This window comes from Microbacterium sp. 01T413_2 (assembly GCF_056398985.1).
This window is the reverse complement of record NZ_JBFTQL010000002.1, coordinates 13,681-38,539: the sequence shown is the minus strand read 5'-3', so window position 1 is coordinate 38,539 and position 24,859 is coordinate 13,681. Positions and strand designations below refer to the sequence as shown.

Genomic DNA, 24,859 nt, shown 5'->3' with positions numbered 1-24,859 from the left:
ACAGGGATACGCAGTTCCACCGGAACACACAGGAGGTACAGATCATGGGACTCTTCGATCGCGCCAAGAACGCACTCGCCGGCATCGACCCGCAGACGATGGCTGTGCAGGCGCAGGCCGCACAACAGCTCGCCGCACAGCAACTCGCCCAGGCGGGATACTCGGACGGCTCGCTGCCCATCGCCGCGGAGGGCGCAGACCTGCGGGCACGGATGCAGGCCGACCACGATGTGCTGAACGCCTACGGTCAGGAGCTCAACCGGGTGATCGCGATCGGCACGCCGGGGACCGGCATCATCACGGGTGCCGTCGACACGGGAGAGCGCACGGCGGGCAACGCCTGGTTTCGGATCGAGGTCGAGGTGACGATTCCGGGTGCCACGCCCTACACGGTCGCCAAGCGGGAGATGGTCGCCGCGCAGTTCATCGGCAACTACGCGATCGGATCCGCGCACGGCATTGCCGTCGACCCGGCGGATCCGCAGAACATCGCCCTGACGAGCTGAGCGCATCATGGGCGTGATCCGCGACCTGCTGCGCCTGCTGCGCGTGACGCGCGAGCTGCCGCCCCTTCCGTCCATGCGGGACACGATCCGCCAGTCGGCCGACATCGCGGAGCAATGGGGGCGCGTCGCGGAGGCCTTCGCGGATCCGCACGCCGCAGCGGCCCGGAGCGGACCCGGCGGACCGTACGGTGCGGCGACGGCCGATCCGTTCGCGAATCTGGCGTTCCACCAGCGCGGCCTGCCCGCGTCCGGCACGGTGCTCGCGTGCACACCCGAAGGCCCTTCTTCCGCCGACGGCCTGACGGTGTACGCCGTGCTCCTGGACGTGCGGATCGAGGGCCGCGAGCCGTACCGGGCGACCTACCGCACGGTCATCGCCGAGCCGGCCCTGCACAACTGGCGCCCGGGCGCCGTGCTGCCCTTCCGCGTCTCCCCCGACGACCCGCAGGCCCTGCTGCTCGGGTGACGCGAGCGCGGCCCACCCCCCACAAGACCCTGACCCGAGAGCGAGGAGCATGACATGAACAGCTGGGTGCGACGAGGGATCCTCGTCCTCTTCTGGATGGCGATCGGCACCGTCCTCGCCTCGATCCTCGGGTTCGTCCTCGGAAGCGCCGAGACGGCGACGATCGCGTTCGTCATCGCCCTCCTCGTCGCCACGACCGTCGTGCCGACGATTCTGATCCTCAGCACGGTGGCCGGGCTCGGCTCGGGCTCGCCGGGGCGCTCGAGCACCGGGCGCGGTGCCCTGATCGGCGCTCCCCCGGTTCTCTCCGCCTCCGCTCCTCGCGAGATCGCCCGCATCGAGTCCCTGCGCGAGCAGGGGGTCACCGTGCGCAACTTCCACCACCTGTATGAATTCACGGTCACGGTGTTCCCCCGTGCCGGCGCTCCGCGCCGCGAGGTGTTCTCGCAGCTCATCACGATGGGCGAACTGCCCGGCTTCTTCACCGGGCGCTACGTGGTGCTGGCGACGACGCCCGGTGCGCGCCCCGTGCTGGATCCCGCGCCCGATGCGCAGTGGAAGGCCGCGCTGCGCGACGCACCGGCGCGCTACGACGGTTTCACCGCGGCATCAGTCGCCGCGACGACGCCTCCGACGGCGCAGGCCGCCGGCCCGTCGCCCTCGGAGACCCCCTCGACCGCCGGCCGCGCCGGCCGGATCCTGGCGAACCTCGTGATCATCATGCTCTGCGTCGCCGGCGGGTTCGCACTCGGCACAGTCTGGGTGTTCTCCACGCCGCAGCGCGCCGTTGCGCTGATCGAGGAGATGCCTCAGCGCCTCAGCGGACACGTCCAGGGCGTCTGGGACTCCGCAGTCCTCGACCTCGATCTCACCGATCTGCGCCGTCAGCTGCGCGGCCGCAGCCTGGAGTCCGTGGTGATCTTCGACACCTACTGGTCGATCGATGCGAGGAGCGCGACGGATCCGGAGGGCGAGGACAGTTACGCCTACCGGAACGGATCCCTCAGCCTGTCCTGGACCAGTGAGCTCACCTCGTCCCAGGGCTGGTTCTCGATCGACGAGGTCGACCCGGACGTCGTGCGCCGCGCGGTCGCGACCGTGCGCGCGGACGCCCCCGGCATCGTGATCTCGAACGTGATGATCCGCCGACTGCAGGGACCGCTCGTCATCGACGTCGACAGTGACGGGGTGTACAAGACGACGACCCGGCGTTTCGACGCCCGGACCGGCGTGGAGATCGGCTGATCCTGTCGATGCGAACTCCGCGCCGGACTGGCAGACTCTAAGTCCGTTGGGGCGCGCATCGGCGCGTGCCCCGGATCGACCGATCGGGACCCCTATGTCGCAGCAGCCCACGCCGTCGCACCCCCTGGACTCGCTCACCGGAGCGGAGTTCTCCGCCACCGCCGCCGTTCTCGGCCGCGAGCACGGCATCGATGCCGGCTGGCGGTACGCCTCGATCATCCTCAAGGAACCGCCGAAGACCGAGGTGAAGGCCTGGCGCGACGGAGATCCGATCGTGCGGCGCTCGCTCTCGGTGCTCTGGCGCAAGCAGACCAACGAGGTCTATGAGGCCGTCGTGAACCTCACGGACGACACCGTGGAGTCGTGGACGCACGTGCCAGGGGTGACCCCGAACTTCACGATCGACGAGTACCACGACTGCGATCACGCGATGAAGGCGAACCCGGAGGTGCGCGCGGCGCTCGCGGCTCGCGGCATCGACGACGTCGACCTCGTGCTGTTCGACGTGTGGACGTACGGCGGTGCCGTGATCCCCGAGCAATGGCGGGATCGGCGCCTGGGCTGGGTGGATCTGTGGATGCGGGCGACGCCGGACGGCAACCCCTACGCCCACCCGGTGAGCGGCCTGAAGATCATCGTCGACATGAACACGCTCGAGGTGCTCGAGATCGAGGATCACCACGACTACGGCTTCCCCGAGGTGCACGGCGAATACGTGCCCGAGCTCGCCGGCATCACGCCGCGGGAGGATCTGAAGCCGCTGCAGATCGTGCAGCCCGAAGGCGTCTCGTTCGCCGTCGAGGGATCCCGGATCCGCTGGCAGAACTGGGACTTCCGGCTCGGGTTCAACTACCGCGAGGGGCCGGTGATCTACCAGGTCGGCTTCGACGATCAGGGCACCCGACGCGAGGTCGCCTACCGCATGTCCTTCGCCGAGATGATCGTGCCGTATCGCGACTCGAGCTTCGATCACTACCGGCGGACCGCATTCGACATCGGCGAGTGGGGCCTCGGGTACATGTGCACCTCGCTCGAACTCGGCTGCGACTGCCTCGGCGAGATCACCTACCTGGACGCCGTACTGCCCGACACCGCCGGCCAGCCCTGGACGATCACGAACGCGATCTGCCTGCACGAGGAGGACAACGCGGTGCTGTGGAAGCACGTCGACCCCGACTCCGGCACCGAGGTGCGCCGCCAGCGCCGGTTCGTGGTGTCGGTGCACGCCACGGTCGCCAACTACGAATACCTGGTCTACTGGCGCTTCTACCAGGACGGCAACATCGAGTGCGAGGTGCGCGCCACCGGCATCATGGTGACCACGCCCATGGCGGAAGGGCAGGACGGCAAGGCCACGGGGACGACGATCGACACCCGCGCCTACGCGCCGTTCCACCAGCACTTCCTCATCGCCCGCCTCGACCTGGACATCGACGGGGATGGCAATACCGTCGTGGAGTCCGACTCGATGCCCGCGCCGATCTCGGAGTCGAACCCGTTCGGCCTCGACCTGAACACGCAGGCCACGGTCATCCGCTCCGAGGCGGAGGCGGGTCGCAGCTTCAACTGGGAGCGCCAGCGCGGGTGGAAGGTGCAGAACCCGAACAAGCTGAACGCGTGGGGCGCCCCCGTCTCCTACAAGCTCGTGCCCTCGGCATCCTTCCCGGCGATGTTCGACGAGTCCTCGCCGATCCTGAAGCGCAACCCGGTCATCGGCAAGACGGTCTGGGTGACGCGGCACCACGACGACCAGTTCTGGCCCGCGGGCGACTACCCGACGCAGGCCGTCGACGACCTCGGCAACGGCATGACGGCATGGATCGCGGATGACGAGAACCTCGTCGACGAGGACGTGGTGCTCTGGTACAACTTCGGGATCCACCACATCACCCGTGCCGAGGACTGGCCGATCATGCCGGCCGACACGATCTCGTTCTGGCTCAAGCCGTTCGGGTTCTTCGACCGCAATCCCTCGCTGGACGCCCCTCGCTCGGTCAAGGGCGCTGCGTGCGCCTGCGGCGGCGGGGAGTGCCACTGCGACCACGGCGCCGGTCACGGGCACGGCGAAGCGCACACGCATGCGCACGGCGAAGCGCACACGCACGACGAGGGCCACGCGCACGATCACCACGGCTGAGCGTTCCGGTCCCCGAGCCTGTCGAAGAGCCCCGCGGATCCGGTCTCTGAAGCTCTCTTCAGGCCTGGATCCGCGGGACAGCGGTCGCTCCGGACGTCGCAGCGACGGGTTTCCCGGAACCGGCGCCGGAGGCCTCGGACGGGGCTACGATCGCGATAGGCGAGAGGCCGTGGCGACATCCCACTGAGCGTCTTGGAGCGATGATCCACGCCGCCCGGACTCCGCGAAGGAGGTCCGAAATGAACACGCAGGAGCAGCAGCGCGGCACCACGACGCACGCGGACTGGGGCGCAGGGCATCCTCACCTGCTGATCACTCGCGAAGACACCCACCTGGTGCACGAGATCACCGAGGACGAGACGCGGATCGGTTCCGGTGCGGACTGCCAGATCCGCCTCGAGGGCATCGCCGCGGTGCACGCGATCATCCGCCATGACGGCCACGACGACTACGACCTCGAGATGCTCGCTCCCGGTCAGACCAGCGCGAACATCGCGAAAGCCGCCGAGGAGGAGGGCCGCTCGGTCGAGACCCTGCACACCGGCGCGCGCTTCACCGCCGGCGACTGGCGTTTCGTGTTCGTGCGCGACGAGTTCGCCGACCATGGCCGCCCCTACGGCGGACGACTCGGCGGCGAGGGAGCGCACCAGCGGCGGCAGCCACCACGGCCGGACTACGAGAGCGAAGGGCACACCGGCGCGATCCCCGCTCCCCCGTCACCGCCGGTGCTCGAGCAGAATGGTGATCCCGGGGTCGCCGACTGATGCTCCACGCGTCCCCGTCGGTGAGCAGGATGAGAGCACCGCGAGGGGGACGATCCCGGGCCGCCGGGGCTGGTCAGACGAACTGGACGCGCGGTGCGGGCTCGTCGACATAGGCGCGCCCGTCGGGGCTGATCCATTCGATGACGCCCCCGGGCTGTTGGATGGCGTGCCATCGCCAGCGGTCGTCGACGTCGGGATGTTTCAGCGCATGATGTCCCCGGCACAGGCAGCACAGGTTGCCGAGATCGGTGCGGCCGCCTTTGGCGTGGTCGTGGTTGTGGTCGATGTCGCAGGAACGGGCGGGCATCCGGCACCCCGGGAACCGGCAGCGCTGGTCCCTGGCTCGTAGGAATCGTCGCATCCGCTCCGTGGGGGCGTACGTGTCGGCGCGGGTGAGCATCCCGCGAGCGTCGAGGAAGAGCCGGTCCCACACGTCAGCCGTCGCCGCGAGGCGCCGGGCGAGATCCACATCGATCGGACCGCGTCCGTCGAGCTCCGCCGGCCGATCGTCGGCGCCGGTCAGCGTGGATGCAGCGATCGTGACCTGCACCGTGGCGCGGATGCTCTCGATTCCGCTCTCGTCGATCAGATCGGTGTCGGAGGCGAGCAGCAGATCCGTGGCGATGTCTGCGCGAATCTCATCGAGAGACCGAGTATCACGGGCCGGCTCCTGAAGATCGTCGGCCATCGACGCGAACAGCTCCAGCCGTCGCCAATCGTCGTCGGTGAGTTCTCGTCCGGCCTGCGGGGCGTGCGGGCCGTGGAACGCACCGCCGACCTCGGCAGCCCCGGTCGTGCGGATCCGCCGGGCGATCGCCGTCAGCCGACCATGGGCAGCGTGCGCGAGCGGCGACGGCATCAGGATCTCCAACCAGGCCATCCCGTCGTCGACGTCGGTGACCCGCACCTGCCGATCAACGCGGGCACGGCGATGCCTCTCAGTCGTGCTCTCCGGGGCGACCGCTGCCGCCGCCGACTTCGCGAAGGCCTCCGTGCGCGGCGCCGTCTCCGCTGCTGCGTACGGCACCACCAGCTCCTCGTAGCGGGCCGCGGCCTCGTGGTCCGCGATGTCGATCGCCGACGCTCCGGCGACGATCACGACCGCGTGCCGCAGGGAGATCTCTCCCGCAGCGAGCGCGGCCCTCGTCGCGGGAAATCGGTCGTTCAAGGACCAACCCGTGCTGAGCGCTCTTGCGGCCGCCGCCCGGGAGATGTGCAGCCCCGCGGAGATCTCCGCGAACATCGACCGCTCGGCGCTCTCGTACCCGTCGGCGCCGGGTGGAACCTCGTCGAGCAGCAACTGCACCCGCGCTCCGAGCAGGTCTGTCTTCTCCGCCTCGAGGGCGGCGATCCGCCGGTCGATCTCACGGCACCGATCCACGATCCTGTCACTGCGGACGAGGTGCGGATCGATGATGGCCATGTCTCATTCTAGAACAAATATTCGAAAGAGGAAAGAGGCCGCTCGACATTCCTCAGGATTCGGACGGCTCCAGCGGCAGTTGCGGACCATGATTCCAGGCCAGGATCGCCGGCTGCTCGCGAGTGAAGCCGAGGACCGAGACGGATCCGGCATCCAGCGTGATCGCGGCGCCGAAGCGCGGCGCCTGGCGCAGGAACACCGCGGTCAGGATCCGCAGGTAGTGACCGTGCGCGATCAGTGCGACATCGCCGTCCACCATCGCCGGGAGCACCCGGGTGAGCACCCGCGAAGCCCGTGCGGCGACCTCCTCGACGGTCTCCCCGGGGGTCTCGCCACGGATCACGCCGTGCGTGAACGCGCTCCAGTTGTAGCCGAGTTCGGCACGGATGTCCTTCGTGGTGCGCCCCTCATAGCCGCCGTAGTCCCATTCCACGAGCAGCGGATCGACGTCGGCCTTCAGCCCCGCGAGCTCAGCCGTACGGCGGGCGCGCTGCAGCGGCGAGGACAGCACGAGCCGGAAGTCGTAGCCCGTCACGAGTGCGCCCGCGAGCCGGGCCAGCTCCTCGCCGCGCGGAGTGAGCGGGATGTCGGTGCGGCCCGTGTGGCGCCCGGTGCGCGACCACTCGGTCTCGCCATGGCGGAGCAGGACGAGCTTGCCCTGCGGATTGTCCGGCGCGGGGCGTTCGGGTAGCGGATCCAGGGCTGTAGCGAGTTTCTGCACCCTGCAAAGGTACGCTCCTCCGCTAGCGCTCCCCGTCGGCGAGCGGCCGCTTCCTCGCGTCACGCTGAGCCCGGCGCAGCCGCGTGCAGGCGAGCGAGATGATCCGCGCGCCGACGATCACGCTGCGCGCGCCCAGCACCACGGTGAGCGCACGGACTCCCCACGCCGGCAGGAACACGCAGAGCACAGCGAGCGCCAGGTCGAGCATGCCGAACAGGAGTTCGGTGCGTGGCGCCTCAGCCTCCGCACGCACGACGGCCATCACCTTCGACACACCGCTGGACAAGTAGACCAGCGCGGCGATCAGGACGATGACGTCGGCAGGCACCGCGCCTGCACACATCGCGAGGCCGCCTGCCACAGCCAGCAGACCGCTCACGATGCTCAGCGCGCGGCCTCGGTCGCGCGTGAGCGCTGCGCTGAGATCGTCGACACCCGAGATCAGGAAGCCGAGTCCGATCAGCAGCCGCAAGCGCAGCACGATGTCCCCCTCGGCGACCAGCAGCAGCACGCCCGAGGTCAGCGAGACCGCACCGGCAGCGACCACGAGCCACCACGGCAACCCGCGCAGTCTTGCAGCGAGGCGCTCTCGGAAGGTCCAGGCGCGGTCATGCAGGGCGGGCACGTGAACATCGTACGGGTGCGCGGCACGCCGGCCGGGTCAGCCCCTCCCCAGAACGAACAGCAGGCAGAGCACCCCGACGAGGAGCGTCGCGCCGGTCAGCGCGGCGACCGGCCAGCCGGAGCGCAGCACGACCGGTTCGGTCGAGGTGAGCGCCCGGTGCTGACGCCGGTAGCGACGGTGCGAGCCGACCAGCACCACGAGTGCGAGGGCGAGGCCCGCGAAGCCCAGCACGAGCGCCGCCGCGCCGATCACGGCGGGCAGGATCCGCATGATCACCACGGAACCGCCGGCGAGCGCCAGCGCCGTGCGCCGCCATGCCAGCGCGGTGCGCTCGGGCTGCAGGCCGGGGTCGAAGACCCGCTCGGGTTCGACGGTCACGCCAGCAGCACCCCGAGCAGCACGAGGATCCCGGTCGCCACGACAACGAGCACGAGAGGGATCGCGATCCACGGCGGGCCCAGCGGGGTCCCCTCCCGCAGCGAGCGCTCGGTGCGCATCCAGCCCAGCCACGCCTGCACGGGGGTCAGCAGCCCCGCCACGATGAGCAGGATCGAGGCCGCGTGCCGGAATCCCGGGTGCATGCCGAGGCCTAGGGCCTCGAGCGCGACACCGCCCGCGAGCAGCGCGAGCGAGGTACGGATCCAGGCCAGGAACGTGCGCTCGTTCGCGAGCGTGAACCGGGCGTCCGGTTCCTCGCCGCGGTCGTAGACGCGCCGGGGGAAGCGGCTGGTGCTCATGCGTTCTCCGTTCGGAGCGAGACGGTGCGGAATCCGGCGTTGCCCATCGACGAGTCCGGGGTGTTCGAGCTGCGCGCGGAGTTGCGGTAGCGGTTGCAGTAGGAGATGTGGCACAGGTAGCTACCGCCGCGCAGCACGCGCGCCGTGCCGAGCGATGGGCCACGCGGATCCGTCGCGGCCGAGCGCTCGTACGCGCGCGGATCGAACCAGTCCGCGCACCACTCCCACACGTTGCCGACCGGCTGGAAGAGTCCGTACCCGTTGGCGGCGAAGGCTCGCACCGGGGCTGTGGTCAGCCAGCCGTCCTCAAGGGTGTTCTCACGCGGGAACGAGCCCTGCCAGATGTTCGTGCGCCAGCCGCCGTCATCGGGCTCCTGGTCACCCCACGGGTACTTCGCTCCGTCGAGTCCGCCGCGCGCGGCGTACTCCCACTCGGCCTCGGTCGGCAGCCGGCGGCCGGCCCAGTCGCAATACGCGGCGGCGTCGTTCCAGCTCACGTGAACGACCGGGTGGTCGGCGAGCCCGTCGAGATCCGAGCGGGATCCGCCTGGATGCGCCCAGTCCGCGCCGCGCACGCCGTACCACCACGGGGCGCCGGCCGCGGGACCCATGACGTCGGCGTCGGGAGCGCTCACGGCCAGATGGAACACAGCGGAGAACCCGAAGGTCTCCGCCTCCGTGCGGTAGCCGGTGGCCTCGACGAAACGGGCGAAGTCGGCGTTGGTGACGGTGGTCGCGTCGATCTCGAAGCCCTCGAGCGCGACCCGATGCCGGGGCGTCTCGCCATCTCCCCGGTTCTCGTCGCCCGAGGAGTCACCCATGAGGAAGGATCCGGCGGGGATCCGCGCCTGCGCGACCGAATGACGGTCGACGTCTGCGCCTCCGCCCGCACCCCACGCACCGAACAACGGGAGCGTCGTGCGCCCGCCGGACAGCACGTCGCGAGGCGGCGCGCCGCAGGCGCAGTCGGGACCGCAAGCCGATTCACCCATGAGACCATCTTCCTCTGTCGCGTCATGCTCGCGCGCCATCACGCGCACCGCGAGACCTGAAGATCACAGCTCGATCCTGTCGCTTGGCCGATTCACCGACGACGAAGCGCGGGGGCTCCGCGCAACGCCGTCAGGGCAGCGCGAGCTCGTCGAGATGTCGGGAGAGCAGGCCCCTCATGGCCTTCGCCGACAGTGGCCGGTCGGGCCACAGCGCCTTCAGGGCGATGCCGTCGAGCAGCGCGTTGAGACGCAGCGCCTCGTACTCGGGGTCGCGGCCCGCGCCGAGTCCTCCTGCCCCCTGGAGGTGCAGGATCATCGACGTGCAGACACGGCCGACGGCCTCGTTGAGCCGGATCGCCGTAGGCCGCAGCTGCGCATCCGTCAGGGCGAGGGCACCGAGCTGCACCTGCGCGATGAGCTCGGTGCGCCGTTCGCTGTCCAGCGGCAGAAGCTGCGAGAGCACGTCTTCGACAAGGTGACGCCCGTTCAGATGCTGCGACGCCGCTGCGATCCGCCCGGAAGCTCGCTCCTCGATCAGGCGGAGGCAGTGTTCGCGCAGTGCGTGCTGGGTGGGGAAGGCGCGACGCAATGACGCGGTCGCGATCCCCGCCTCCTCCGCGACACCGCGCACCGAAAGCCCGGCGAGACCGTCCCGCTCGAGCACTCTCATCGACGCGGCCGCGATCTGGGCGGTGCGCTCGTCCGCATCGATGAGTCGGGGCATGATCGCCAGTCTAGGGACGGACCGGCTGCGGTCGCGGCGCGGGCTTCTTCGGCCAGATCGTGTAGCTCACGGCCCATAGGAGGTCGACGACCAGCACGATTCCGACGATGCGGAAGCCGGCGAGCAGACCCTCCGTTCGCTCTGCGTCACCGACCAGCAGGACGAGGATCCCGACGATCGCCGATGCGATCGCGGCCATCAGCAGGGTGCGCAGCAGATCCTTCCAGCACTTCTTCGCATACGCCGACCCAGCGAGCGCGACCGGGCGAGGCCCGCCCGCGAAGCGATGCGCGAAACGGATGTCGGCCCAGGCGATGAGCGGACGCCCGAACGCGATCGAGAAGCCGATGTAGACCGCCGCCAGGCCATGTTCCCAGGACGCGGTCCCGCCGCGGAGCAGGTCGGACGCGACCAGGATGAGGAGAACCACATCGATCATCGGCGCCGCGATCAGGAATCCCGCGCCGAGGCGGGGCCGGCGCAGCACGTACCGCGCGACGAGCCCGGCGACGATCGTCACCCAGAACGCGACCTCGCACACCACGACAAATGCCAGGATCATGTCGCACCACCCTTCCCCGCTCGAACTTTGTTAGCACGACTGTATCAACAAAAGGGGAAGGGCGCGACGAAGGAGCAGTCGCAAGGCGGCCGACGACGGCGGGCCGGAATGACTCGACATCGAGGAGACCCGGGGCCTCGGATGTCGCCCCAGGAATCATCAGCCGAGGACGACGAAAGCCCCGAGCGACTGCTCGGGGCTTTCTGTTCCGGTGGACCCAAGGGGATTTGAACCCCTGACCTCCTCGATGCGAACGAGGCGCGCTACCAACTGCGCCATGGGCCCGTGAACCAGATCAGCCTAGCACGGGCACGGGGAAGCGCTCGTCATCGGCGACGTCTGCAGCACCCGCCGGGCGTGTCGGCTCGCGCTCAGCCCGCGGCGCGCTGGGCGAGCAGCTGACGCACGTGCGCCTCGATCTCGGCGTCGTCGACGTAGCCCATCCGCGTGTACGGCGACTCCTGTGCAGCCGTCGGCGCGGGCAGCTCCACGGGGGCCTGCGGGGCGAGTTCATCGGCCTTGCGCTGCAGCTCGGCGGCGCGGGCGGCCTCACGAGCAAGGGTCTGGGCGTCGATCGTGGCGCGCGCCGCGTGCGCCCGGGATCCGGCGACGGAGGTGAGCGGCTCGGGCAGTGTGCGGGGCGTCCAGGTGCGCGGGCCCTGATCATGCAGCTCGCTCTCGCGCGCGGGCGACTCCTCCACCGCAGGTGCCGTCGCGACGCGCGCGGCACGGCGGGCCGCGCGACGGGCGACCGCCGCCATGCGCTGCAGCAGCAGCAGGGCGAGTACCGCGACAGCACCGCCGGTCCAGAGCAGGATCGATGATGCGCCGGTCACCAGCTGCCAGACGCCCAGGCCGGACGCGGCGAGCGCGAGGACGAACATCACCGTGGCGACGAGGCGAGTACGACGGCGAGCGCGGGCGCGCAGGAAGGCGGGATCGGCGCGCGTGGCAGCGAGCTGCTCGCGCAGCCGCTGCAGATCGGCCTGCTCCCGGTCTGTCTGCAGCTTCTTCGCCAGCTTCTGCTGCGCGAGAGCCGTGCGGGCGTTCAGCTCGAGCTGCACCTCGCGCGGCGCCTCGCTGGTCTCGGCGAGCACGCGCAGAGCGCGGTTCAGCCGCAGCGCGTTGCGCTCGGCGGCGTCGTACTGATGCTGTCCCCGCCACGACGGCAGGAAGTAGAGCAGCCACAGCAGCGCCGCGACCAGGACGATCACGCCCCCGCTCAGCACCGGCCCGTTCATGCCCTCCACGGTATGCGACGGCCTGCCCGTGACCGCGCCGACACGCGCACGCCGACCCCACGCCGAGCCGGCGCAGGCCCTCGACCGGCCCCGATGTCCGCACCGGCGAGTAGGGTCGGCCTCGTGGCCTCGTTCACCCCTCTGCAGCGACTCGTCATCGCCGTCGCCGTCCTCGCATCATTCGTCACGTTCCTCGACGGCACCGTCGTCACGGTCGCCCTCCCTGCGATCAGCCGCGAGCTGGGCGGCGGCATCACCACCCAGCAGTGGGCGGTGGACGCCTACCTGATCACGCTCAGCGCCCTGATCCTGCTCGCCGGATCCGTCTCCGACGCCTACGGTCGGGTGCTCGTGATGAGGATCGGACTGATCGCGTTCGGGGTCGCCTCGATCGCCGTCGCGGCCGCGCCCACTCCCCTGGTGCTCATCATCGCCCGTGCCGCACAGGGCGCCGCCGGCGCCCTGCTCGTACCGAGCTCGCTTGCGCTGATCACGGCCGTGATGCGCGGCGAGGTGCAGTCCAGGGCGATCGGGGTCTGGACCGCCTTCACGACCGCCGCGCAGCTGGTCGGACCGTTGCTCGGCGGGCTGTTCGTGGATCTGCTCTCCTGGCGCTTCGTGTTCCTCATCAACGTGCTTCCGATCGCCGTCACGCTCCTGCTGCTGCGCCGGCTCCATCTGCCGGAGCACGAGCGCACCGCGCAGGTGGACTGGCTCAGTGGGGCGCTCTGCGCCATCGGGCTCGGCGGCGTGGTCTACGCGCTCATCGAGCAGCCGCATCAGGGGTGGGGCTCCCCCGTGATCCTGATCACCGCCGTCGGCGGAGCGGCTCTGCTGGCGATCTTCCTGCTGCGCCAGCGCCGCCCGCACCCGCTGATGCCGCTGTCCCTGTTCCGGGTGCGCAACTTCGCGTGGGGCAACCTGTCCACCCTCTTCGTGTACGCGGCCCTGTCCCTGAACGGTTTCGTGATCGGCGTCTACCTGCAGCAGGGCGCCGGGCTCAAGGCCACCGAGGCGGGCCTTGCCAGCCTGCCGATCACGATCCTGATGATCCTGCTCAGCTCGCGCGTCGGTCGGCTCGCCGGGCGGCTCGGGCCGCGGCTGTTCATGGCGGGCGGTCCGCTGGTCATGGCCGCGGGTGCTCTGCTGCTTCTCCTCGTCTCCGAGGACTTCGACTACTGGTGGCAGGTGCTGCCGGCGATGATCGTGCTCGGCATCGGCCTGTCGCTGACCGTCGCCCCGCTCACCTCGGCGATCCTCGGATCGATCGAAGAGAGCCGCTCCGGCATCGCCTCGGCGGTGAACAACGCGGTCTCCCGCGTGGCGGGCCTGCTCGTGGTCGCGATGATCTCCACGATCGTGGGCGGAACGCTGAACCTGGCGGGCTTCCACAGCGCCACCTGGGTCACCGCCGCCCTGTTCGCGGTCGGCGGGGTCGTGTCGTGGATCGGGATCCGCCGCCCCGTCCCGGAGGCCGTCACCGATCCTGCCGAGGGCTGAGCCGCCTCACGGGCGGGCCGCGCTCAGCCCTGGACGCCCGCCTCCCCGTGCAGCCCGACATCGCCCTGCACGTCGGCTGTGCCCTGCACGCCGGTCGAGGGCAGATCCGACGCCGGTACGGCCGCCCATTCCGCGGGGACGCGCCCCGACGCCCAGCGGTTCAGCACGCCCTCCGGCACGTCCTCGCGCACGAGCGAGAACGCGAGGTGGTCGCGCCAGTCTCCGTCGATGTGGATGAATCGGCGGCGTATACCCTCATATCGGAAGCCGAGCTTCTGCACGACGCGCAGGCTCGGCCGGTTCTCCGGCCGCAGGCAGATCTCGATCCGGTGCAGCCCCAGATCGGTGAACGCCAGGTCGGTCGCCATCGCGACGGCGGCCGGGGTGATCCCGTGCCCCGCGAAGCGCTCACTGACCCAGTAGCCGATCGTCGCGGAGCACAGGGATCCGCGCATGACTCCCCAGATGTTGAGCTGACCGGCGATCTTCCCGTCGTACTCCATCACGAACGGATAGCCGCTGCCGTCCCGGTACTGCTGCAGCAGCCGCCGGATGCTCACCCTCATGTCGATGCCGGTCTGCAGGCCGGGCAGCGTCGCCTCCCACGGCTGCAGCCAGCGCCGGTTGGTGACCAGCTCATGCTGCAGCGGGCGCGCGTCCTTGGTCCGGATGAGCCGAAGCTCGACCGGTCCATGCCGCATCGGCGCCGAGACGTCCACGATCCGCTCAGATCCTCTCGGCGAACTCCTTGAGCCAGACCCGCAGGTCCGGCCCGAGGTCATCGCGATCGGCGGCGAGCTGCACGATCGCCTTGATGTACTCCAGGCGATCGCCCGTGTCATAGCGGCGCCCGCGGAAGATCACGCCGTGCACGCCGGGCCCGTCCGGATCCGCAGCGAGCTCCTGCAGCGCGTCCGTGAGCTGGATCTCCCCGCCCTTCCCGGGCGGCGTGCGCTCGAGGATCTCGAAGATCGAGGCAGGCAGCACGTAGCGGCCGATCACGGCGAGATTCGACGGCGCCTCATCACGGGCGGGCTTCTCGACCAATCCGGTCACGTGCCGGATCTCGTCGGCGGCGCCGTCCGGAGTTCCGTCCACCGCCGCCGTGCCGTACAGGTGGATCTGGTCGAGATCCACCTCCATGAGCGCGATCACGGCCGCGCCCGTGCGCTCGTGCTCGGCGATCATCGCCGTCAGCAGCGGATCGCGCTCGTCCATGAGGTCGTCGCCGAGCAGCACCGCGAACGAGCTGTCACCCACATGCGTGCGCGCGCGCAGCACCGCATGCCCGAGGCCCTTGGGCTCACCCTGGCGCAGATAGTGGATGTCCGCCATGTCGCTGGATGCGACGACGCGGGCGAGGCGGCTGTGGTCGCCCTTCTGCGTCAGCTTGCCCTCGAGCTCCGGCACGGAGTCGAAATGGTTCGAGATCGCGTTCTTGTTCCGGCCGATGATCACGAGGATGTCGTCGATGCCCGCGGCCACGGCCTCTTCGACCACGTACTGGATCGCGGGCTTGTCGACGACGGGCAGCATCTCCTTGGGCATCGCCTTCGTGGCAGGCAGGAAGCGCGTGCCCAGGCCGGCCGCGGGGATCACGGCCTTGATGCGTGCCTTCGTCATCTGCTCAGCTTACGGGCGCTTGCTCGGATCCGGCCCTCAGCCGACACGCGCGGACCCCCGGTAGAATCAGGGCCATGCCCGGCGAGATCGATCATGCGAAACGCGCGCTGCGCGCCGATCTGCGCGAGCGCCGCGGCCTGCTGTCGGATCAGCAGCGCGCCGCAGCCGAGACCGCACTCAGGGCACGCCTCGACGAGCTGATCGCCGCGACCGGCGCGCGCTCGATCTCCTGCTTCCTCTCGACCACCACCGAGCCCGGCACGCGCACCTTCATCCGCGAGGCGCTCGCCCGCGGCATCCGCGTGCTGCTGCCGATCACCCGCGAGGACGGCCTGCTCGACTGGGCGGTGGCGGGCTCCGAGGAGGAGATCACGACGGGCTTGCACGGACTGCCCGAGCCCACCGGCGAGATCCTCAACCCGATGGCGCTGGATGAGGTGGATCTGCTGCTCATCCCGGCGGCAGCCGTCGATCGCACGGGAATGCGCATGGGCTGGGGGCGCGGTTACTTCGACCGCACGCTCGGCTCGATGCAGAAGTGCCCGCCCGTCTACGCCGTCGTCTACGACTCCGAGATCCTCGACGAGGTGCCGCACGACGTGCACGACCAGCCGGTCACCGGCGCGGTCACGCCGCTGCGCACCGTCGTCTTCCCCCTGACCTGACCTTCCCGAACCGAGACCTGCGAGGCCCCATGCCCACTTACTCCTATGCCTGCACCGTCTGCGGGCACCGCTTCGACGCCGTCCAGTCCTTCTCCGACAGCGCCCTCACCGAGTGCCCCGAGTGTCAGGGGCGACTGCGCAAGGAGTACGGATCGATCGGCGTGACCTTCAACGGCTCGGGCTTCTATCGCACCGACTCCCGCGCGGGATCTGGGGTTTCCTCTTCGGCGGGGGCATCATCGAAGACGGAATCGACGGCGAGCGCCAAACCTGCGCCCGCCTCCGCACCGGCCTCGGGATCCTGAGGCCGAACTTCAGGGGAGAGAAAGAAGCATGATCAAGGGTTTCAGAGATTTCATCGCACAGGGAAACGTGATCGACCTGGCGGTCGCGGTCGTCATCGGCGCTGCCTTCTCGGCGATCGTCACCGCCATCGTCGACAACCTGATCAATCCGCTCATCGGTCTGCTGTTCAATGCAGATGACCTCAACGCGTTCAAGATCGGCGTCTTCGGCATCGGTGCTGTGATCGGCGCGGTCATCAAGTTCCTCGCGATCGCGCTGATCGTCTACCTCGTGTTTGTCCTGCCGATGAACAAGTACAAGGAGCGCCAGGCCGCGAAGGCGGGCGTCGTCGAGGCGCCCGAGGAGCTGCCCAGCGAGCAGGTTCTGCTCATCCAGATCCGCGACCTGCTCGAGAAGCAGAAGTCGGCCTGACCGGATCCAACCTCGATGCCCCCGCGCCCTCGTGGTGACCGGGGGCGTCGTCGTCTGCGGGCCGCCGATGTCAGTAGTGCGGCGGCACCTCGCGGCGCAGGGCGGCGTCGTTCGGCCCCGAAGCGCCCTGTGCCGTCGCTCCGGAATCGCGGTCGCGCTCATCCGGCTCGGCGTGCGTGCCAGGCGCCGGTGTCAGCTTCGCACGTCGTGAACCGCGCACGCGCACGATGCGCTGCCGTGATCCGGATCCGTCCGAACCCGCCTCCGACGACGCAGCAGGCTCCCCGTCAGGCATCGTCGACATCGAGCGGCTGGGTGTCGCCGTCCACGCGCGGCGCGTCGAGCGGCACCCCCAGCACCTCGCCGATGCGGCGTGCGACGCCGGCGGGATCGCTGTACAGGTCGAAGGCGTGCACGCGGATGTAGTGCCAGCCGAGGCGTCGCAGCACCTGCGGGCGCAGCCGCAGCGTCTCCCGGAGCGACTCGGGACGCGATTCCGGATCCGGTTCGATCACAACCGCCTTGCCGGCGTGCTGCGCCACCAGGGGCAGCAGTCCGCGGTAGTCCACGTCGACCGAGACCCCGATGCGCCGCAGTTCTCTGGCGAGCGCGAGCGTGAGCGGATCCGCCTGGTCCTCCGAGCGCTCCTCGCGGGCGTGGCCGGCGAGGTCGCCGAGGATCGCCATGAGCGTCGCGGCACCGTGATCGAGGCGGCCCTCGTCGAACGAGGATGGCCGGATCGATGAGACGATCACCATCGACCGGCGCGCCCTGGTCATGCCGATCGTGAGCAGGCGGTCGCCGTCGGGCGAGGACAGGTCGCCGAAGTCGCTGAGCACACGGCCGTGCTTGGTGACGCCGTAGCCGAGGGAGAAGATCACGCGGTCGCGGCTCTCCGCCGCCGCCTCCTCGAGCGTCAGCACGACGAAGGGCTCCTGGGTGTCCCTTCCGACGAACTCGGCCACGTCGCTGCGCCCCGCGAAGGCGACGGACACGGCCGCGAAGACCCGCTCGGCATGCCGGCGGCTCGCGGTGACGACCATGAGCGACTCGGTCGGGCGGTGCACCGCGTGCTCCACCACGAGCGTCACGACGCGCGCGACCTCGGCCTCGGGGCTCTCCATCGCGCCGGTCTCCGGGTGCGGGATGCCGACGCCACCCTCGACGTAGTCGACGGTCAGGGATCCGCGTCCGAGATAGGAGCCTGCCCACGGCAGTGACACGATCTCGCCGCCGTAGAACGCGTCGTTGATGAGCGAGGCGAGATCCTCACCGCCGGCGCGGTAGCTGCGGGTCAGGGTGACCACGGGCAGCAGTTCGGAGAGGCGCTCGAACACAGAGGTCTCGTCGAACGGTTCCTCCTCCTCGCGGTCCTCCGCGGGCATCGTGGCCACCTGGAACGCGGTCGGCTTCTGCAGCACAGGATCGCCGAACGCGACGATCTGGCGGGCGCGGCGGATGGCCGGCGTCGCCTCGGCCAGGTTGATCGCGGCGGCGTCGACCAGGATCACGGTGTCGAACTCGATCGAGTCGGGCAGATCCGGCACCTGATAGGGCGAGGCGATCCAGACGGGCGCGAGCACGCGCATGAGCGTGGGCGCCGCAGCCACCAGCTCGGCGACCGTGGTGCGGTGCTGGGTGAGCCCGTGACGCAGATTCTGCGCCTCTGCGGCTTCGTCCACGATCGAGATCCGCCACTGGCCGCTCAGTTGCCAGGCGAGCAGGGGACCTGCGGCGCCGGCATGCGCCTCGTCGACGAGGCGGAAGTCGCGCTCGAGCTGATCTACGACCGAGGTGTTCGCGCCCAGCAGCGAGCGGTTCTGGCGCAGCGCCTGCTCGAGCAGCGACTGCCACCAGGCGTACTCCAGCTCGGCGCCCACCCGATCCTCCGAGAGGTGCCTGGTGGACAGGTCGATCAGCAGCGGCTCGAGCCCGAGACGTGCCAGTTCGTCTCGGATCCGGGCGCGCTCGATGAGGTTCTCGAAGACGTCGGACTTCGCCGCGAGACCGGCGAGCGTGCGCAGCAGGCGCGCGACCGGCAGCGTCGCGAGCGGCTCGCGACGTCCCAGCGCCGCGTCGAGTTCGGCGAGCTGCGCGTCGACGTCGCGCCAGGCCACGGAGACGTCGGCGAGCCCGAGCGGCACCTCGGGGGCGACGCCGGCGTCGACATAGCGTTGCCATTCGGTGCGCTGGCTCTGGATACGCGTGAGCGCCTCGTGCATGTCGCCCACGTGCGCACCGGGTCGCACGTACTCCTTGGCGAGCTGGCGCAGCCGGCGACGGTTCGCACCGGTCAGCGCAGCGCTCTCCCGACGGTTGCCGTGAGCCTTGATGAGCTCCCCGAGCGGACGCTCGAACACGGCCGGGGTGAAACGGTCGAGCGAGTCGCGGATCCCCTGCAGCAGCCGCAGGTACTCGCCGAGCTCGGAGATCGTCGCGAACGGGCGCATGCGCGTCTGGGCGACCAGCTCGTAGCCCTGCTCGAGCAGATCCGGCACGGTGCGCGCATGCAGCCGCTCGGCGAGCGCGTGCACGCGGTGCGCCTCGTCGGAGGAGGCGAAGACGACGCCGTACCAGGGCGAGTCGTCGGGCCCGAACCGGAACTCGCCCAGCCGCGCGGCCTGCGCAAGGGCCTCGGCGGCATGCGTGCGGTCCTCCGCGAGGTTCTGCAGCGCCGGCCGACCGAGCCGCGCGGTGGTGGACGGCGGCGTCGGCAGCAGCGCGAGCCGGGTAAGCATGCGGGTGGCGTCGAGCACGCTGGCGCCCAGCGCCGGATCCTTCTCGGTCAGCGCGCGGCGGTAGTCGCGCAGCACCGTGCGCAGCCGGAGCAGGGCGTCGTCGATCTCGGCGAGCTTGGGCGGGGCCGCCTTCTCGTTGCGTCCGATCGCGCGCACCAGGTCCCGGCGCACGGAGGCGGGCGACACGGCGAATCCGTCCAGCCCGATCCCGCTCAAGCGGTGCCGCACGCCGTCGAGCGTCGAGCGTCGCGGCGAGACGACGAGCACGCGCTTGCCCGCGCGCACCAGCTCGCCGATCGCGTTGATCACGGTCTGCGTCCCGCCGGTCCCCGGCAGCGTCGACACCGTGAGCGAGTGCCCGGCCGCGATGCGCGCCAGCACCTGCTCCTGCTCGTTGTCCGCGTCGAGGAGCAGGTTGTCGGAGGCCGGTGCCCGGTCGTCCGGACCGGCGGCGGAGGGGGTCGGACCGGGTGCGGTGACCCGCTCGCGATCGGCCGCGTGCCCGGCCAGCGCATTGAGCACGGGGTGGTCGAGGTCGTGGGCGTCGCGGGCCATCGCGGTGCCGACATCGGCGAAGGTGGAGACGACCATGCGCGGCTGCACGGAGAACGTGTCGACGGACGAGGTCGCCGCACGGAGCATGTCGATGGCGGGCTGCGGTGCGAACACGCCGTTCTGATACGCCAGGGCGGCGAGCCGGGCGTCGTCGATCGTGATCCCGAAGTGGTCGCGGGCGATGCGCACCAGCTCCGGGTTGAGGAAGAACTGCCCGTGCAGCTTCAGCTCGTAGTCGGCGTAGTGCCGTCGGATCGCCAGCGGACGCAGCAGCATCGGGGCGGCGTAGTCGACGCCGCCGATCCGCCAGGTGCACAGCCCGACCGCGAGGTGCACGGCGTCGAGGCCTCGCACAGTGCGCAGCTCGGTGTTCTTCGCGGTGATGCGGTCGGCAGCCAGACGGGCGTTGCGCAGCCCCACCTCGTCGCGGAACAGGTTCGAGAGCAGCGTGGAGCGGCCGGTGATGAACTGGGGAAGGCTCCCGGGATGCGCCCGCGAGATGTCGATTCCGCCGCCGGCGACGTCGCGGTAGGCAGTGAGCGGCGACGGCCCGCCGAGCTCCGCGGCCTCCGCCCTGAGACGGGCGCGCTCGACCGTGGCGGCATGCACCACCTGTACGCCCGGCTCCGCCACGTCGACGTCGCTGGGCGTCACGGACTTGTCCTCCGCGTTCTTCCCGTCACGTCGCCACACACGACAAAGACTAGGCGTGCCGCATGGGCAGAACCGTCAGATCCGCTGGGTTTCGCCGGATTCAGGTGCTTTCTCCCTCCACAGCGGGCCTTTTCCCGATGTTCCCCACCGATTGCGCCTCTCGGCCTCCGTCGGCGCCGGCGGTGACCGAGGATGGGTGCATGACCTACCGCTACGACTTCGCCGACACCCCGTTCGGGGACGCGCTGCTCGTCTTCTCCGACGAGGGGCTGGTGGCCTTCGACCTGCCGGAGGGGATGCACCGCGGCTCGCCCTGGGCGCTGGAGGCGACCGCACGGATGCTGCATGCGCTGCCGGAACCGGATCCGGGCGCGGGCGCCGAGGTCGACGCACTGCTGCACGCGTACTTCGACGGAGAGCCGATCCGCTTCGATCAGGAGCTCGCCCTGGACTGGCGGCTCGTGAACGGCTTCACACGCGCCGCCCTGCAGGCCGTGTCCGAGATTCCCTGGGGCGAGTCCGCGAGCTACGGCGAGGTCGCGGCGATGGCCGGCAGTCCCGGTGCCGCTCGCGCGGTGGGCACCGCGTGCCGGAACACCCCCTTCTCGATCGTCGTGCCCGTGCACCGCGTGGTGCGTGCCGACGGCTCGCCCGGCCAGTACGGGGCGCATCCCGAGCGCAAGCGGTACCTGCTGGACCTGGAGGCGGATGCGGCCGCCCGAGGCCGCACCGCGGTCGACGTCCGCCCCGGCGTGTAGGCCGCCGGGGCGGACGCGCATCCGGGCGGGATGCGCGGCGGGCGCGCGGGTGCGCGCACCCCTTCGTCAGTGCGGGCGGCTCAGTGCTCCACCGCCTTCTCCGCGCCGTAGCCGGTGAGCGAGCGCACCTCCATCTCGGCGGCGAGCCGCCGATCCTCCGTGCCCCGGTCCAGTACGGATCCGAGCCAGCCCAGCAGGAATCCGAGCGGGATCGACAGGATCCCCGGGTTCTCCAGTGGCCAGACGGCGAAGTTCACGCCCGGCAGGAACGAGGTGGGTTTGCCGGAGAACACCGGCGACAGCACGATCAGGATGATCGCCGCCGCCAAGCCCCCGTACATGCTCCATACCGCGCCCTGCGTGGTGAAGCGCTTCCAGAACAGCGAGTACAGGATCGTCGGCAGGTTCGCCGAGGCGGCCACAGCGAACGCCAGCGCCACGAGGAAGGCGATGTTCTGCCCCTGTGCTCCGATGCCGCCGAGGATCGCGAGCACGCCGATCACGATCACGGTACGGCGCGCCACGCGAACCTCGCCGTTCGGATCCGCCTGGCCGTCGCCGTTCCTGCCGCGTTTCACCACGTTCGCGTAGATGTCGTGCGCGAACGACGCGGCCGCCGTGATCGTGAGCCCCGCCACCACCGCGAGGATGGTCGCGAACGCCACCGCCGAGATGAAGCCCATCAGCACGGGACCGCCGAGATGGAGCGCGAGCAGCGGCGCCGCGGAGTTCACGCCGCCCGGCGCCGCCATGATCGACTGAGGTCCGACCAGTGCGCCGGCGCCGTACCCGAGCACCAGGGTGAGCAGGTAGAAGATGCCGATCAGCCAGATGGCCCACACCACGGAGCGACGAGCCTCCTTCGCCGTGGGCACCGTGTAGAAGCGCATCAGCACATGTGGAAGCCCGGCGGTGCCCAGCACCAAGGCGAGCGCGAGGGAGATGAAGTCCCAGGGATTGGCACCGTACTTCAGTCCCGGGCCGAGGATCGCGTCCTTCGGGTCCGAGGCGGATGCCGCCACCGCGCTCTCCAGGAGGGTGTTCAGGGAGAAGCCGTTCAGTGCGAGCACCCAGACGGTCATCGCGACCGCGCCGGCGATCAGCAGACCCGCCTTGACGATCTGCACCCAGGTCGTCCCCTTCATCCCGCCGATCAGCACGTACACGATCATCAGCACGCCGACCACCGCGATGATGAGCGATTGCCCGAGCTTGTCGCTGATGCCGAGCAGCAGCGAGACCAGGCCGCCGGCGCCCGCCATCTGCGCGAGCAGGTAGAAGAAGCACACCGCGAGGGTCGTGAGCGCCGCCGCCATCCGCACCGGCCGCTGCCTGAGCCGGAACGAGAGCACGTCGGCCATCGTGAACTTCCCGGTGTTGCGCATCAGCTCGGCCACCAGCAGCAACGCCACGAGCCAGGCGACGAGGAACCCGATCGAGTAGAGGAACCCGTCGTACCCGTTCACGGCGATCGCGCCGCAGATGCCCAGGAAGGACGCCGCGGAGAGGTAGTCGCCGGCGATCGCGAAACCGTTCTGCGGGCCGGTGAAACTGCGACCGGCCGCGTAGTAGTCCGCTGCGGTCTTGTTGTTCCGGCTCGCCCTGATCACGATGAACAGCGTCACGGCGACGAACGCGAGGAAGACGGAGATGTTCAGCACCGGATTGCTCTGCTCGAGCGTGGAGCCGGCGGCGGAATGAATGACGATCATGCCCCCGCCTCCGTCTTCTCCAGCGTCTCGCGAATGCTCGCGGATTGCGGATCCAGCTTCCGGTTCGCGAATGCGACATAGCCCATCGTGATCGCGAATGTCGTCACGAACTGGCCGAGACCGAACAGCAGCCCGACGGTGATGTCTCCCCACACCGGCTGCGCCATGAAATGCGGAGCGAATGCCGCGAGCAGGACATACACGAAATACCAGACCAGGAACAGCACTGCGAGCGGGAACACGAAGGATCGATGCTCGCGGCGCAACCTGCGGAACGGTTCCGATTCCTGCACCTGCTGATAGTCGATGGCATCGGATGTGTGCGCATCAGTGGTTTCGGACATGGGGCCTCCTCGCCTCATATCGATTTCTCCGGCGAGCCCCGATGCGCGCCGGAGTGATAACGTCGACGCTACGAAACGACCAGACGGGGCGGGCACCCCCGGAAGTTGGTAGTCGGTGAACTCGTTCGAGACAGTCGGATCCGATGCGGATCTGGTCGCGCAGGCCGTGCGCGACCTGATCCGGCGCACCCGATTCCCGGTCGCCTTCGGCGGCCTGCTCGACAGCGGTGAGGTTCCGGTCACCGCGATCGTCGGCTCCCGCACCCGCAGCCTCGAGGGCCTCAGGGTGCAGCCGCAGCGCGGTCTCGGGGGACGGGCCATGACCGAACTTCGTCCTCGGATGACCCACGACTACGGCGCCTCGCGGCAGATCACCCACGACTACGACGGCTTCGTGCTGGGCGAAGGTCTGCGCACGCTGCTCGCGATCCCCGTGATCGTGTCCGGACGGCCGCGTGGCGTGCTGTACGCCGGGACCTGGGAGGAATCTCCGGCCGGCGGAATCACCACCGCCCCGGCGATGCAGATCGCGGACGCGCTCGCCGGCGAACTGCGCATCCGCGAAGAGGTGGAGCGGCGGCTGCGCTCCATGAGCACGCCGGCTCCCCCGCCCTCGTTGAGCCCCGCACAGCGCGAAGAACTGCGCGAGAGTTTCGCCGAGCTGCGCGCCGTCGCCGCCCTCGTGCCGGACCCGGCGGTGCGCGAACGCCTCGGTGATCTCGAGCACCGCCTGCTCGCACTCTCCGCGCCTGCGCCACGGTCGCGCGCCGCCGAGGTGCACCTGTCCCCGCGCGAGCTCGACGTGCTGAGCTGCGCAGCCCTCGGTCAGACCAACGCGCAGGTCGCAGGTGAGCTGGGACTGCGCGAGTCCACGGTGAAGGCGTACCTGGGCACCGCGATGGCCAAGCTCGACGCCCCGACCCGCCACGCCGCCGTCGCCCGGGCGCGGCGGGACGGACTGATCCCCTGACCCTCTGCGCTGCCCTGCTCCTGCCCAGGGTGTGCGGCTATGCTCGGAATCGCGCAATGCGCACCCGGACGAGGCGGGCCAGTACCCGGACAGCGAAAAGACTGGCTCTCAAGGAGGCCCGCCGTGGCGTGGTTCGTGCTCATCATCTCCGGAATGTTCGAGGCCGTATGGGCCACCGCGCTGGGGAAATCCGAGGGTTTCACGAAACTGTGGCCGAGTGTCATCTTCGTGATCGGCCTCGCCGCATCGATGTTCGGGCTGGGGTGGGCGATGCGGGAGATCCCGACGGCCACCGCCTATGCGGTATGGGTCGGCATCGGCGCCTCGCTCACCGTCGTCTGGGCGATGATCACCGGCGATTCCGAGGTGTCCTGGCTTCGTATCCTGCTGATCCTCGGGCTGGTCGGGTGCATTGTCGGATTGAAACTGATCGATCAGGGACACGCATGACATTCCGCATTCCAATCATTGCCGCCGGCA

At 69.9% G+C, this 24,859-nt stretch carries 27 protein-coding genes, 1 tRNA gene and 1 riboswitch; of the genes, 12 read left to right on the top strand and 16 right to left on the bottom strand.

All coding sequences use genetic code 11. The features are described from left to right. Positions 1-44 precede the first annotated feature (44 nt). The 5 genes from AC1DMN_RS01490 to AC1DMN_RS01470 all read left to right on the top strand — a co-directional run bounded on the left by AC1DMN_RS01490 (position 45) and on the right by AC1DMN_RS01470 (position 5,118). Entirely contained in the window at positions 45-506 is a 462-nt protein-coding gene (locus AC1DMN_RS01490) for a hypothetical protein (RefSeq protein ID WP_477229511.1), read from the top strand. Positions 507-513: 7 nt separating this feature from the next. Then, positions 514-972 (top strand): hypothetical protein, encoded by a 459-nt coding sequence (locus tag AC1DMN_RS01485; protein ID WP_440733700.1) that lies wholly within the window; start codon positions 514-516, stop codon positions 970-972. Between the two features lie 54 nt (positions 973-1,026). Continuing rightward, complete coding sequence (locus AC1DMN_RS01480; RefSeq protein WP_477229512.1) at positions 1,027-2,217, top strand: hypothetical protein; 1,191 nt, start codon at positions 1,027-1,029, stop codon at positions 2,215-2,217. Between the two features lie 94 nt (positions 2,218-2,311). Beyond that, complete coding sequence (locus tag AC1DMN_RS01475) at positions 2,312-4,354, top strand: primary-amine oxidase (RefSeq protein WP_477229513.1); 2,043 nt, start codon at positions 2,312-2,314, stop codon at positions 4,352-4,354. Between the two features lie 239 nt (positions 4,355-4,593). Continuing rightward, on the top strand, positions 4,594-5,118 hold the full coding sequence (locus AC1DMN_RS01470) for an FHA domain-containing protein (RefSeq protein ID WP_477229514.1): 525 nt from the start codon (positions 4,594-4,596) through the stop codon (positions 5,116-5,118). A 73-nt stretch (positions 5,119-5,191) separates the two neighbouring features. Here AC1DMN_RS01470 and AC1DMN_RS01465 read toward each other — a convergent pair whose 3' ends face one another. The 10 genes from AC1DMN_RS01465 to AC1DMN_RS01420 form a co-directional block, all read right to left on the bottom strand. Further along, on the bottom strand, positions 5,192-6,541 hold the full coding sequence (locus AC1DMN_RS01465) for an HNH endonuclease signature motif containing protein (RefSeq protein WP_477229515.1): 1,350 nt from the start codon (positions 6,539-6,541) through the stop codon (positions 5,192-5,194). 52 nt (positions 6,542-6,593) lie between these two features. Then, entirely contained in the window at positions 6,594-7,262 is a 669-nt protein-coding gene (locus tag AC1DMN_RS01460) for a histidine phosphatase family protein (protein ID WP_477229516.1), read from the bottom strand. Positions 7,263-7,284: 22 nt separating this feature from the next. Continuing rightward, entirely contained in the window at positions 7,285-7,887 is a 603-nt protein-coding gene (locus tag AC1DMN_RS01455) for a DUF308 domain-containing protein (protein WP_477229517.1), read from the bottom strand. A 36-nt stretch (positions 7,888-7,923) separates the two neighbouring features. Further along, positions 7,924-8,265, bottom strand: a complete 342-nt coding sequence (locus tag AC1DMN_RS01450; protein ID WP_477229518.1) for a YidH family protein — start codon at positions 8,263-8,265, stop codon at positions 7,924-7,926. Further along, complete coding sequence (locus tag AC1DMN_RS01445) at positions 8,262-8,624, bottom strand: YidH family protein (protein WP_477229519.1); 363 nt, start codon at positions 8,622-8,624, stop codon at positions 8,262-8,264. The genes AC1DMN_RS01450 and AC1DMN_RS01445 overlap by 4 nt, the downstream gene beginning before the upstream one ends. Beyond that, the gene (locus tag AC1DMN_RS01440) at positions 8,621-9,616 is read right to left on the bottom strand and encodes a formylglycine-generating enzyme family protein (RefSeq protein WP_477229520.1); all 996 of its coding nucleotides are present in this window, start codon (positions 9,614-9,616) and stop codon (positions 8,621-8,623) included. The genes AC1DMN_RS01445 and AC1DMN_RS01440 overlap by 4 nt, the downstream gene beginning before the upstream one ends. Positions 9,617-9,746: 130 nt before the next feature. Continuing rightward, positions 9,747-10,340, bottom strand: coding sequence for a TetR/AcrR family transcriptional regulator (locus tag AC1DMN_RS01435; RefSeq protein ID WP_477229521.1), 594 nt, complete (start codon positions 10,338-10,340; stop codon positions 9,747-9,749). Between the two features lie 10 nt (positions 10,341-10,350). Beyond that, a complete protein-coding gene (locus AC1DMN_RS01430) occupies positions 10,351-10,902 on the bottom strand; it encodes a hypothetical protein (RefSeq protein WP_477229522.1) in 552 nt (183 codons plus the stop codon). A gap of 212 nt (positions 10,903-11,114) precedes the next feature. Beyond that, positions 11,115-11,187 (bottom strand) — tRNA-Ala (locus AC1DMN_RS01425). Between the two features lie 86 nt (positions 11,188-11,273). Further along, positions 11,274-12,143 (bottom strand): hypothetical protein, encoded by an 870-nt coding sequence (locus AC1DMN_RS01420; protein WP_477229523.1) that lies wholly within the window; start codon positions 12,141-12,143, stop codon positions 11,274-11,276. A gap of 93 nt (positions 12,144-12,236) precedes the next feature. Between AC1DMN_RS01420 and AC1DMN_RS01415 the strand changes: the two genes are divergently transcribed. Further along, on the top strand, positions 12,237-13,643 hold the full coding sequence (locus AC1DMN_RS01415) for an MFS transporter (RefSeq protein ID WP_477229524.1): 1,407 nt from the start codon (positions 12,237-12,239) through the stop codon (positions 13,641-13,643). 23 nt (positions 13,644-13,666) lie between these two features. Here AC1DMN_RS01415 and AC1DMN_RS01410 read toward each other — a convergent pair whose 3' ends face one another. Next, positions 13,667-14,344, bottom strand: a complete 678-nt coding sequence (locus AC1DMN_RS01410; RefSeq protein WP_477229709.1) for a GNAT family N-acetyltransferase — start codon at positions 14,342-14,344, stop codon at positions 13,667-13,669. Between the two features lie 25 nt (positions 14,345-14,369). Next, complete coding sequence (gene galU / locus AC1DMN_RS01405; protein ID WP_440733714.1) at positions 14,370-15,266, bottom strand: UTP--glucose-1-phosphate uridylyltransferase GalU; 897 nt, start codon at positions 15,264-15,266, stop codon at positions 14,370-14,372. 74 nt (positions 15,267-15,340) lie between these two features. Between galU and AC1DMN_RS01400 the strand changes: the two genes are divergently transcribed. Genes AC1DMN_RS01400 through mscL form a run of 3 tightly spaced genes read left to right on the top strand, consistent with a single transcriptional unit; the run spans position 15,341 to position 16,648 of the window. After that, positions 15,341-15,931, top strand: a complete 591-nt coding sequence (locus AC1DMN_RS01400) for a 5-formyltetrahydrofolate cyclo-ligase (protein WP_441976426.1) — start codon at positions 15,341-15,343, stop codon at positions 15,929-15,931. Positions 15,932-15,960: 29 nt separating this feature from the next. Beyond that, positions 15,961-16,236 carry an FmdB family zinc ribbon protein gene (locus AC1DMN_RS01395; protein WP_440733716.1) on the top strand — a complete coding sequence of 92 codons (276 nt, stop codon included), beginning with the start codon at positions 15,961-15,963 and terminating at the stop codon, positions 16,234-16,236. Between the two features lie 28 nt (positions 16,237-16,264). Beyond that, positions 16,265-16,648, top strand: a complete 384-nt coding sequence (gene mscL / locus AC1DMN_RS01390) for a large conductance mechanosensitive channel protein MscL (protein ID WP_477229525.1) — start codon at positions 16,265-16,267, stop codon at positions 16,646-16,648. Between the two features lie 70 nt (positions 16,649-16,718). Here mscL and AC1DMN_RS01385 read toward each other — a convergent pair whose 3' ends face one another. Together AC1DMN_RS01385 and AC1DMN_RS01380 are read right to left on the bottom strand one after the other, a co-directional pair. Beyond that, positions 16,719-16,943 (bottom strand): hypothetical protein, encoded by a 225-nt coding sequence (locus AC1DMN_RS01385; RefSeq protein WP_440733718.1) that lies wholly within the window; start codon positions 16,941-16,943, stop codon positions 16,719-16,721. Beyond that, the gene (locus AC1DMN_RS01380) at positions 16,936-20,595 is read right to left on the bottom strand and encodes an AAA family ATPase (protein ID WP_477229526.1); all 3,660 of its coding nucleotides are present in this window, start codon (positions 20,593-20,595) and stop codon (positions 16,936-16,938) included. The genes AC1DMN_RS01385 and AC1DMN_RS01380 overlap by 8 nt, the downstream gene beginning before the upstream one ends. Positions 20,596-20,795: 200 nt before the next feature. Between AC1DMN_RS01380 and AC1DMN_RS01375 the strand changes: the two genes are divergently transcribed. Then, positions 20,796-21,353, top strand: a complete 558-nt coding sequence (locus AC1DMN_RS01375) for a methylated-DNA--[protein]-cysteine S-methyltransferase (protein ID WP_477229527.1) — start codon at positions 20,796-20,798, stop codon at positions 21,351-21,353. Positions 21,354-21,433: 80 nt separating this feature from the next. Here the strand turns inward: AC1DMN_RS01375 and AC1DMN_RS01370 are convergent, their stop codons facing one another. Together AC1DMN_RS01370 and AC1DMN_RS01365 are read right to left on the bottom strand one after the other, a co-directional pair. Continuing rightward, positions 21,434-23,065: a solute symporter family protein gene (locus AC1DMN_RS01370; RefSeq protein ID WP_477229528.1), complete on the bottom strand. Its 1,632-nt coding sequence runs from the start codon at positions 23,063-23,065 to the stop codon at positions 21,434-21,436. Next, complete coding sequence (locus AC1DMN_RS01365; protein WP_477229529.1) at positions 23,062-23,409, bottom strand: DUF485 domain-containing protein; 348 nt, start codon at positions 23,407-23,409, stop codon at positions 23,062-23,064. The genes AC1DMN_RS01370 and AC1DMN_RS01365 overlap by 4 nt, the downstream gene beginning before the upstream one ends. Before the next feature lie 115 nt (positions 23,410-23,524). On the opposite strand from AC1DMN_RS01365, the gene AC1DMN_RS01360 reads away from it, so the two are divergent. Both AC1DMN_RS01360 and AC1DMN_RS01355 read left to right on the top strand, forming a co-directional pair. Then, a complete protein-coding gene (locus tag AC1DMN_RS01360) occupies positions 23,525-24,379 on the top strand; it encodes a LuxR C-terminal-related transcriptional regulator (RefSeq protein WP_440733723.1) in 855 nt (284 codons plus the stop codon). Between the two features lie 46 nt (positions 24,380-24,425). Next, positions 24,426-24,490: riboswitch (guanidine-III (ykkC-III) riboswitch) on the top strand. A 12-nt stretch (positions 24,491-24,502) separates the two neighbouring features. Further along, on the top strand, positions 24,503-24,829 hold the full coding sequence (locus AC1DMN_RS01355; RefSeq protein ID WP_440733724.1) for a DMT family transporter: 327 nt from the start codon (positions 24,503-24,505) through the stop codon (positions 24,827-24,829). Positions 24,830-24,859 lie beyond the last annotated feature (30 nt).

Bases quoted from the DNA above. Each gene is read 5' to 3' on its own strand.
- AC1DMN_RS01490 (WP_477229511.1), top strand. From the start codon at position 45: ATGGGACTCTTCGATCGCGCCAAGAACGCACTCGCCGGCATCGACCCG.
- AC1DMN_RS01485 (WP_440733700.1), top strand. From the start codon at position 514: ATGGGCGTGATCCGCGACCTGCTGCGCCTGCTGCGCGTGACGCGCGAG.
- AC1DMN_RS01480 (WP_477229512.1), top strand. From the start codon at position 1,027: ATGAACAGCTGGGTGCGACGAGGGATCCTCGTCCTCTTCTGGATGGCG.
- AC1DMN_RS01475 (WP_477229513.1), top strand. From the start codon at position 2,312: ATGTCGCAGCAGCCCACGCCGTCGCACCCCCTGGACTCGCTCACCGGA.
- AC1DMN_RS01470 (WP_477229514.1), top strand. From the start codon at position 4,594: ATGAACACGCAGGAGCAGCAGCGCGGCACCACGACGCACGCGGACTGG.
- AC1DMN_RS01465 (WP_477229515.1), bottom strand. From the start codon at position 6,541: ATGGCCATCATCGATCCGCACCTCGTCCGCAGTGACAGGATCGTGGAT.
- AC1DMN_RS01445 (WP_477229519.1), bottom strand. From the start codon at position 8,624: ATGAGCACCAGCCGCTTCCCCCGGCGCGTCTACGACCGCGGCGAGGAA.
- AC1DMN_RS01440 (WP_477229520.1), bottom strand. From the start codon at position 9,616: ATGGGTGAATCGGCTTGCGGTCCCGACTGCGCCTGCGGCGCGCCGCCT.
- AC1DMN_RS01435 (WP_477229521.1), bottom strand. From the start codon at position 10,340: ATGCCCCGACTCATCGATGCGGACGAGCGCACCGCCCAGATCGCGGCC.
- AC1DMN_RS01430 (WP_477229522.1), bottom strand. From the start codon at position 10,902: ATGATCCTGGCATTTGTCGTGGTGTGCGAGGTCGCGTTCTGGGTGACG.
- AC1DMN_RS01420 (WP_477229523.1), bottom strand. From the start codon at position 12,143: ATGAACGGGCCGGTGCTGAGCGGGGGCGTGATCGTCCTGGTCGCGGCG.
- AC1DMN_RS01415 (WP_477229524.1), top strand. From the start codon at position 12,237: ATGTCCGCACCGGCGAGTAGGGTCGGCCTCGTGGCCTCGTTCACCCCT.
- AC1DMN_RS01410 (WP_477229709.1), bottom strand. From the start codon at position 14,344: ATGCGGCATGGACCGGTCGAGCTTCGGCTCATCCGGACCAAGGACGCG.
- galU (WP_440733714.1), bottom strand. From the start codon at position 15,266: ATGACGAAGGCACGCATCAAGGCCGTGATCCCCGCGGCCGGCCTGGGC.
- AC1DMN_RS01400 (WP_441976426.1), top strand. From the start codon at position 15,341: ATGCCCGGCGAGATCGATCATGCGAAACGCGCGCTGCGCGCCGATCTG.
- AC1DMN_RS01395 (WP_440733716.1), top strand. From the start codon at position 15,961: ATGCCCACTTACTCCTATGCCTGCACCGTCTGCGGGCACCGCTTCGAC.
- mscL (WP_477229525.1), top strand. From the start codon at position 16,265: ATGATCAAGGGTTTCAGAGATTTCATCGCACAGGGAAACGTGATCGAC.
- AC1DMN_RS01385 (WP_440733718.1), bottom strand. From the start codon at position 16,943: ATGCCTGACGGGGAGCCTGCTGCGTCGTCGGAGGCGGGTTCGGACGGA.
- AC1DMN_RS01375 (WP_477229527.1), top strand. From the start codon at position 20,796: ATGACCTACCGCTACGACTTCGCCGACACCCCGTTCGGGGACGCGCTG.
- AC1DMN_RS01370 (WP_477229528.1), bottom strand. From the start codon at position 23,065: ATGATCGTCATTCATTCCGCCGCCGGCTCCACGCTCGAGCAGAGCAAT.
- AC1DMN_RS01365 (WP_477229529.1), bottom strand. From the start codon at position 23,409: ATGTCCGAAACCACTGATGCGCACACATCCGATGCCATCGACTATCAG.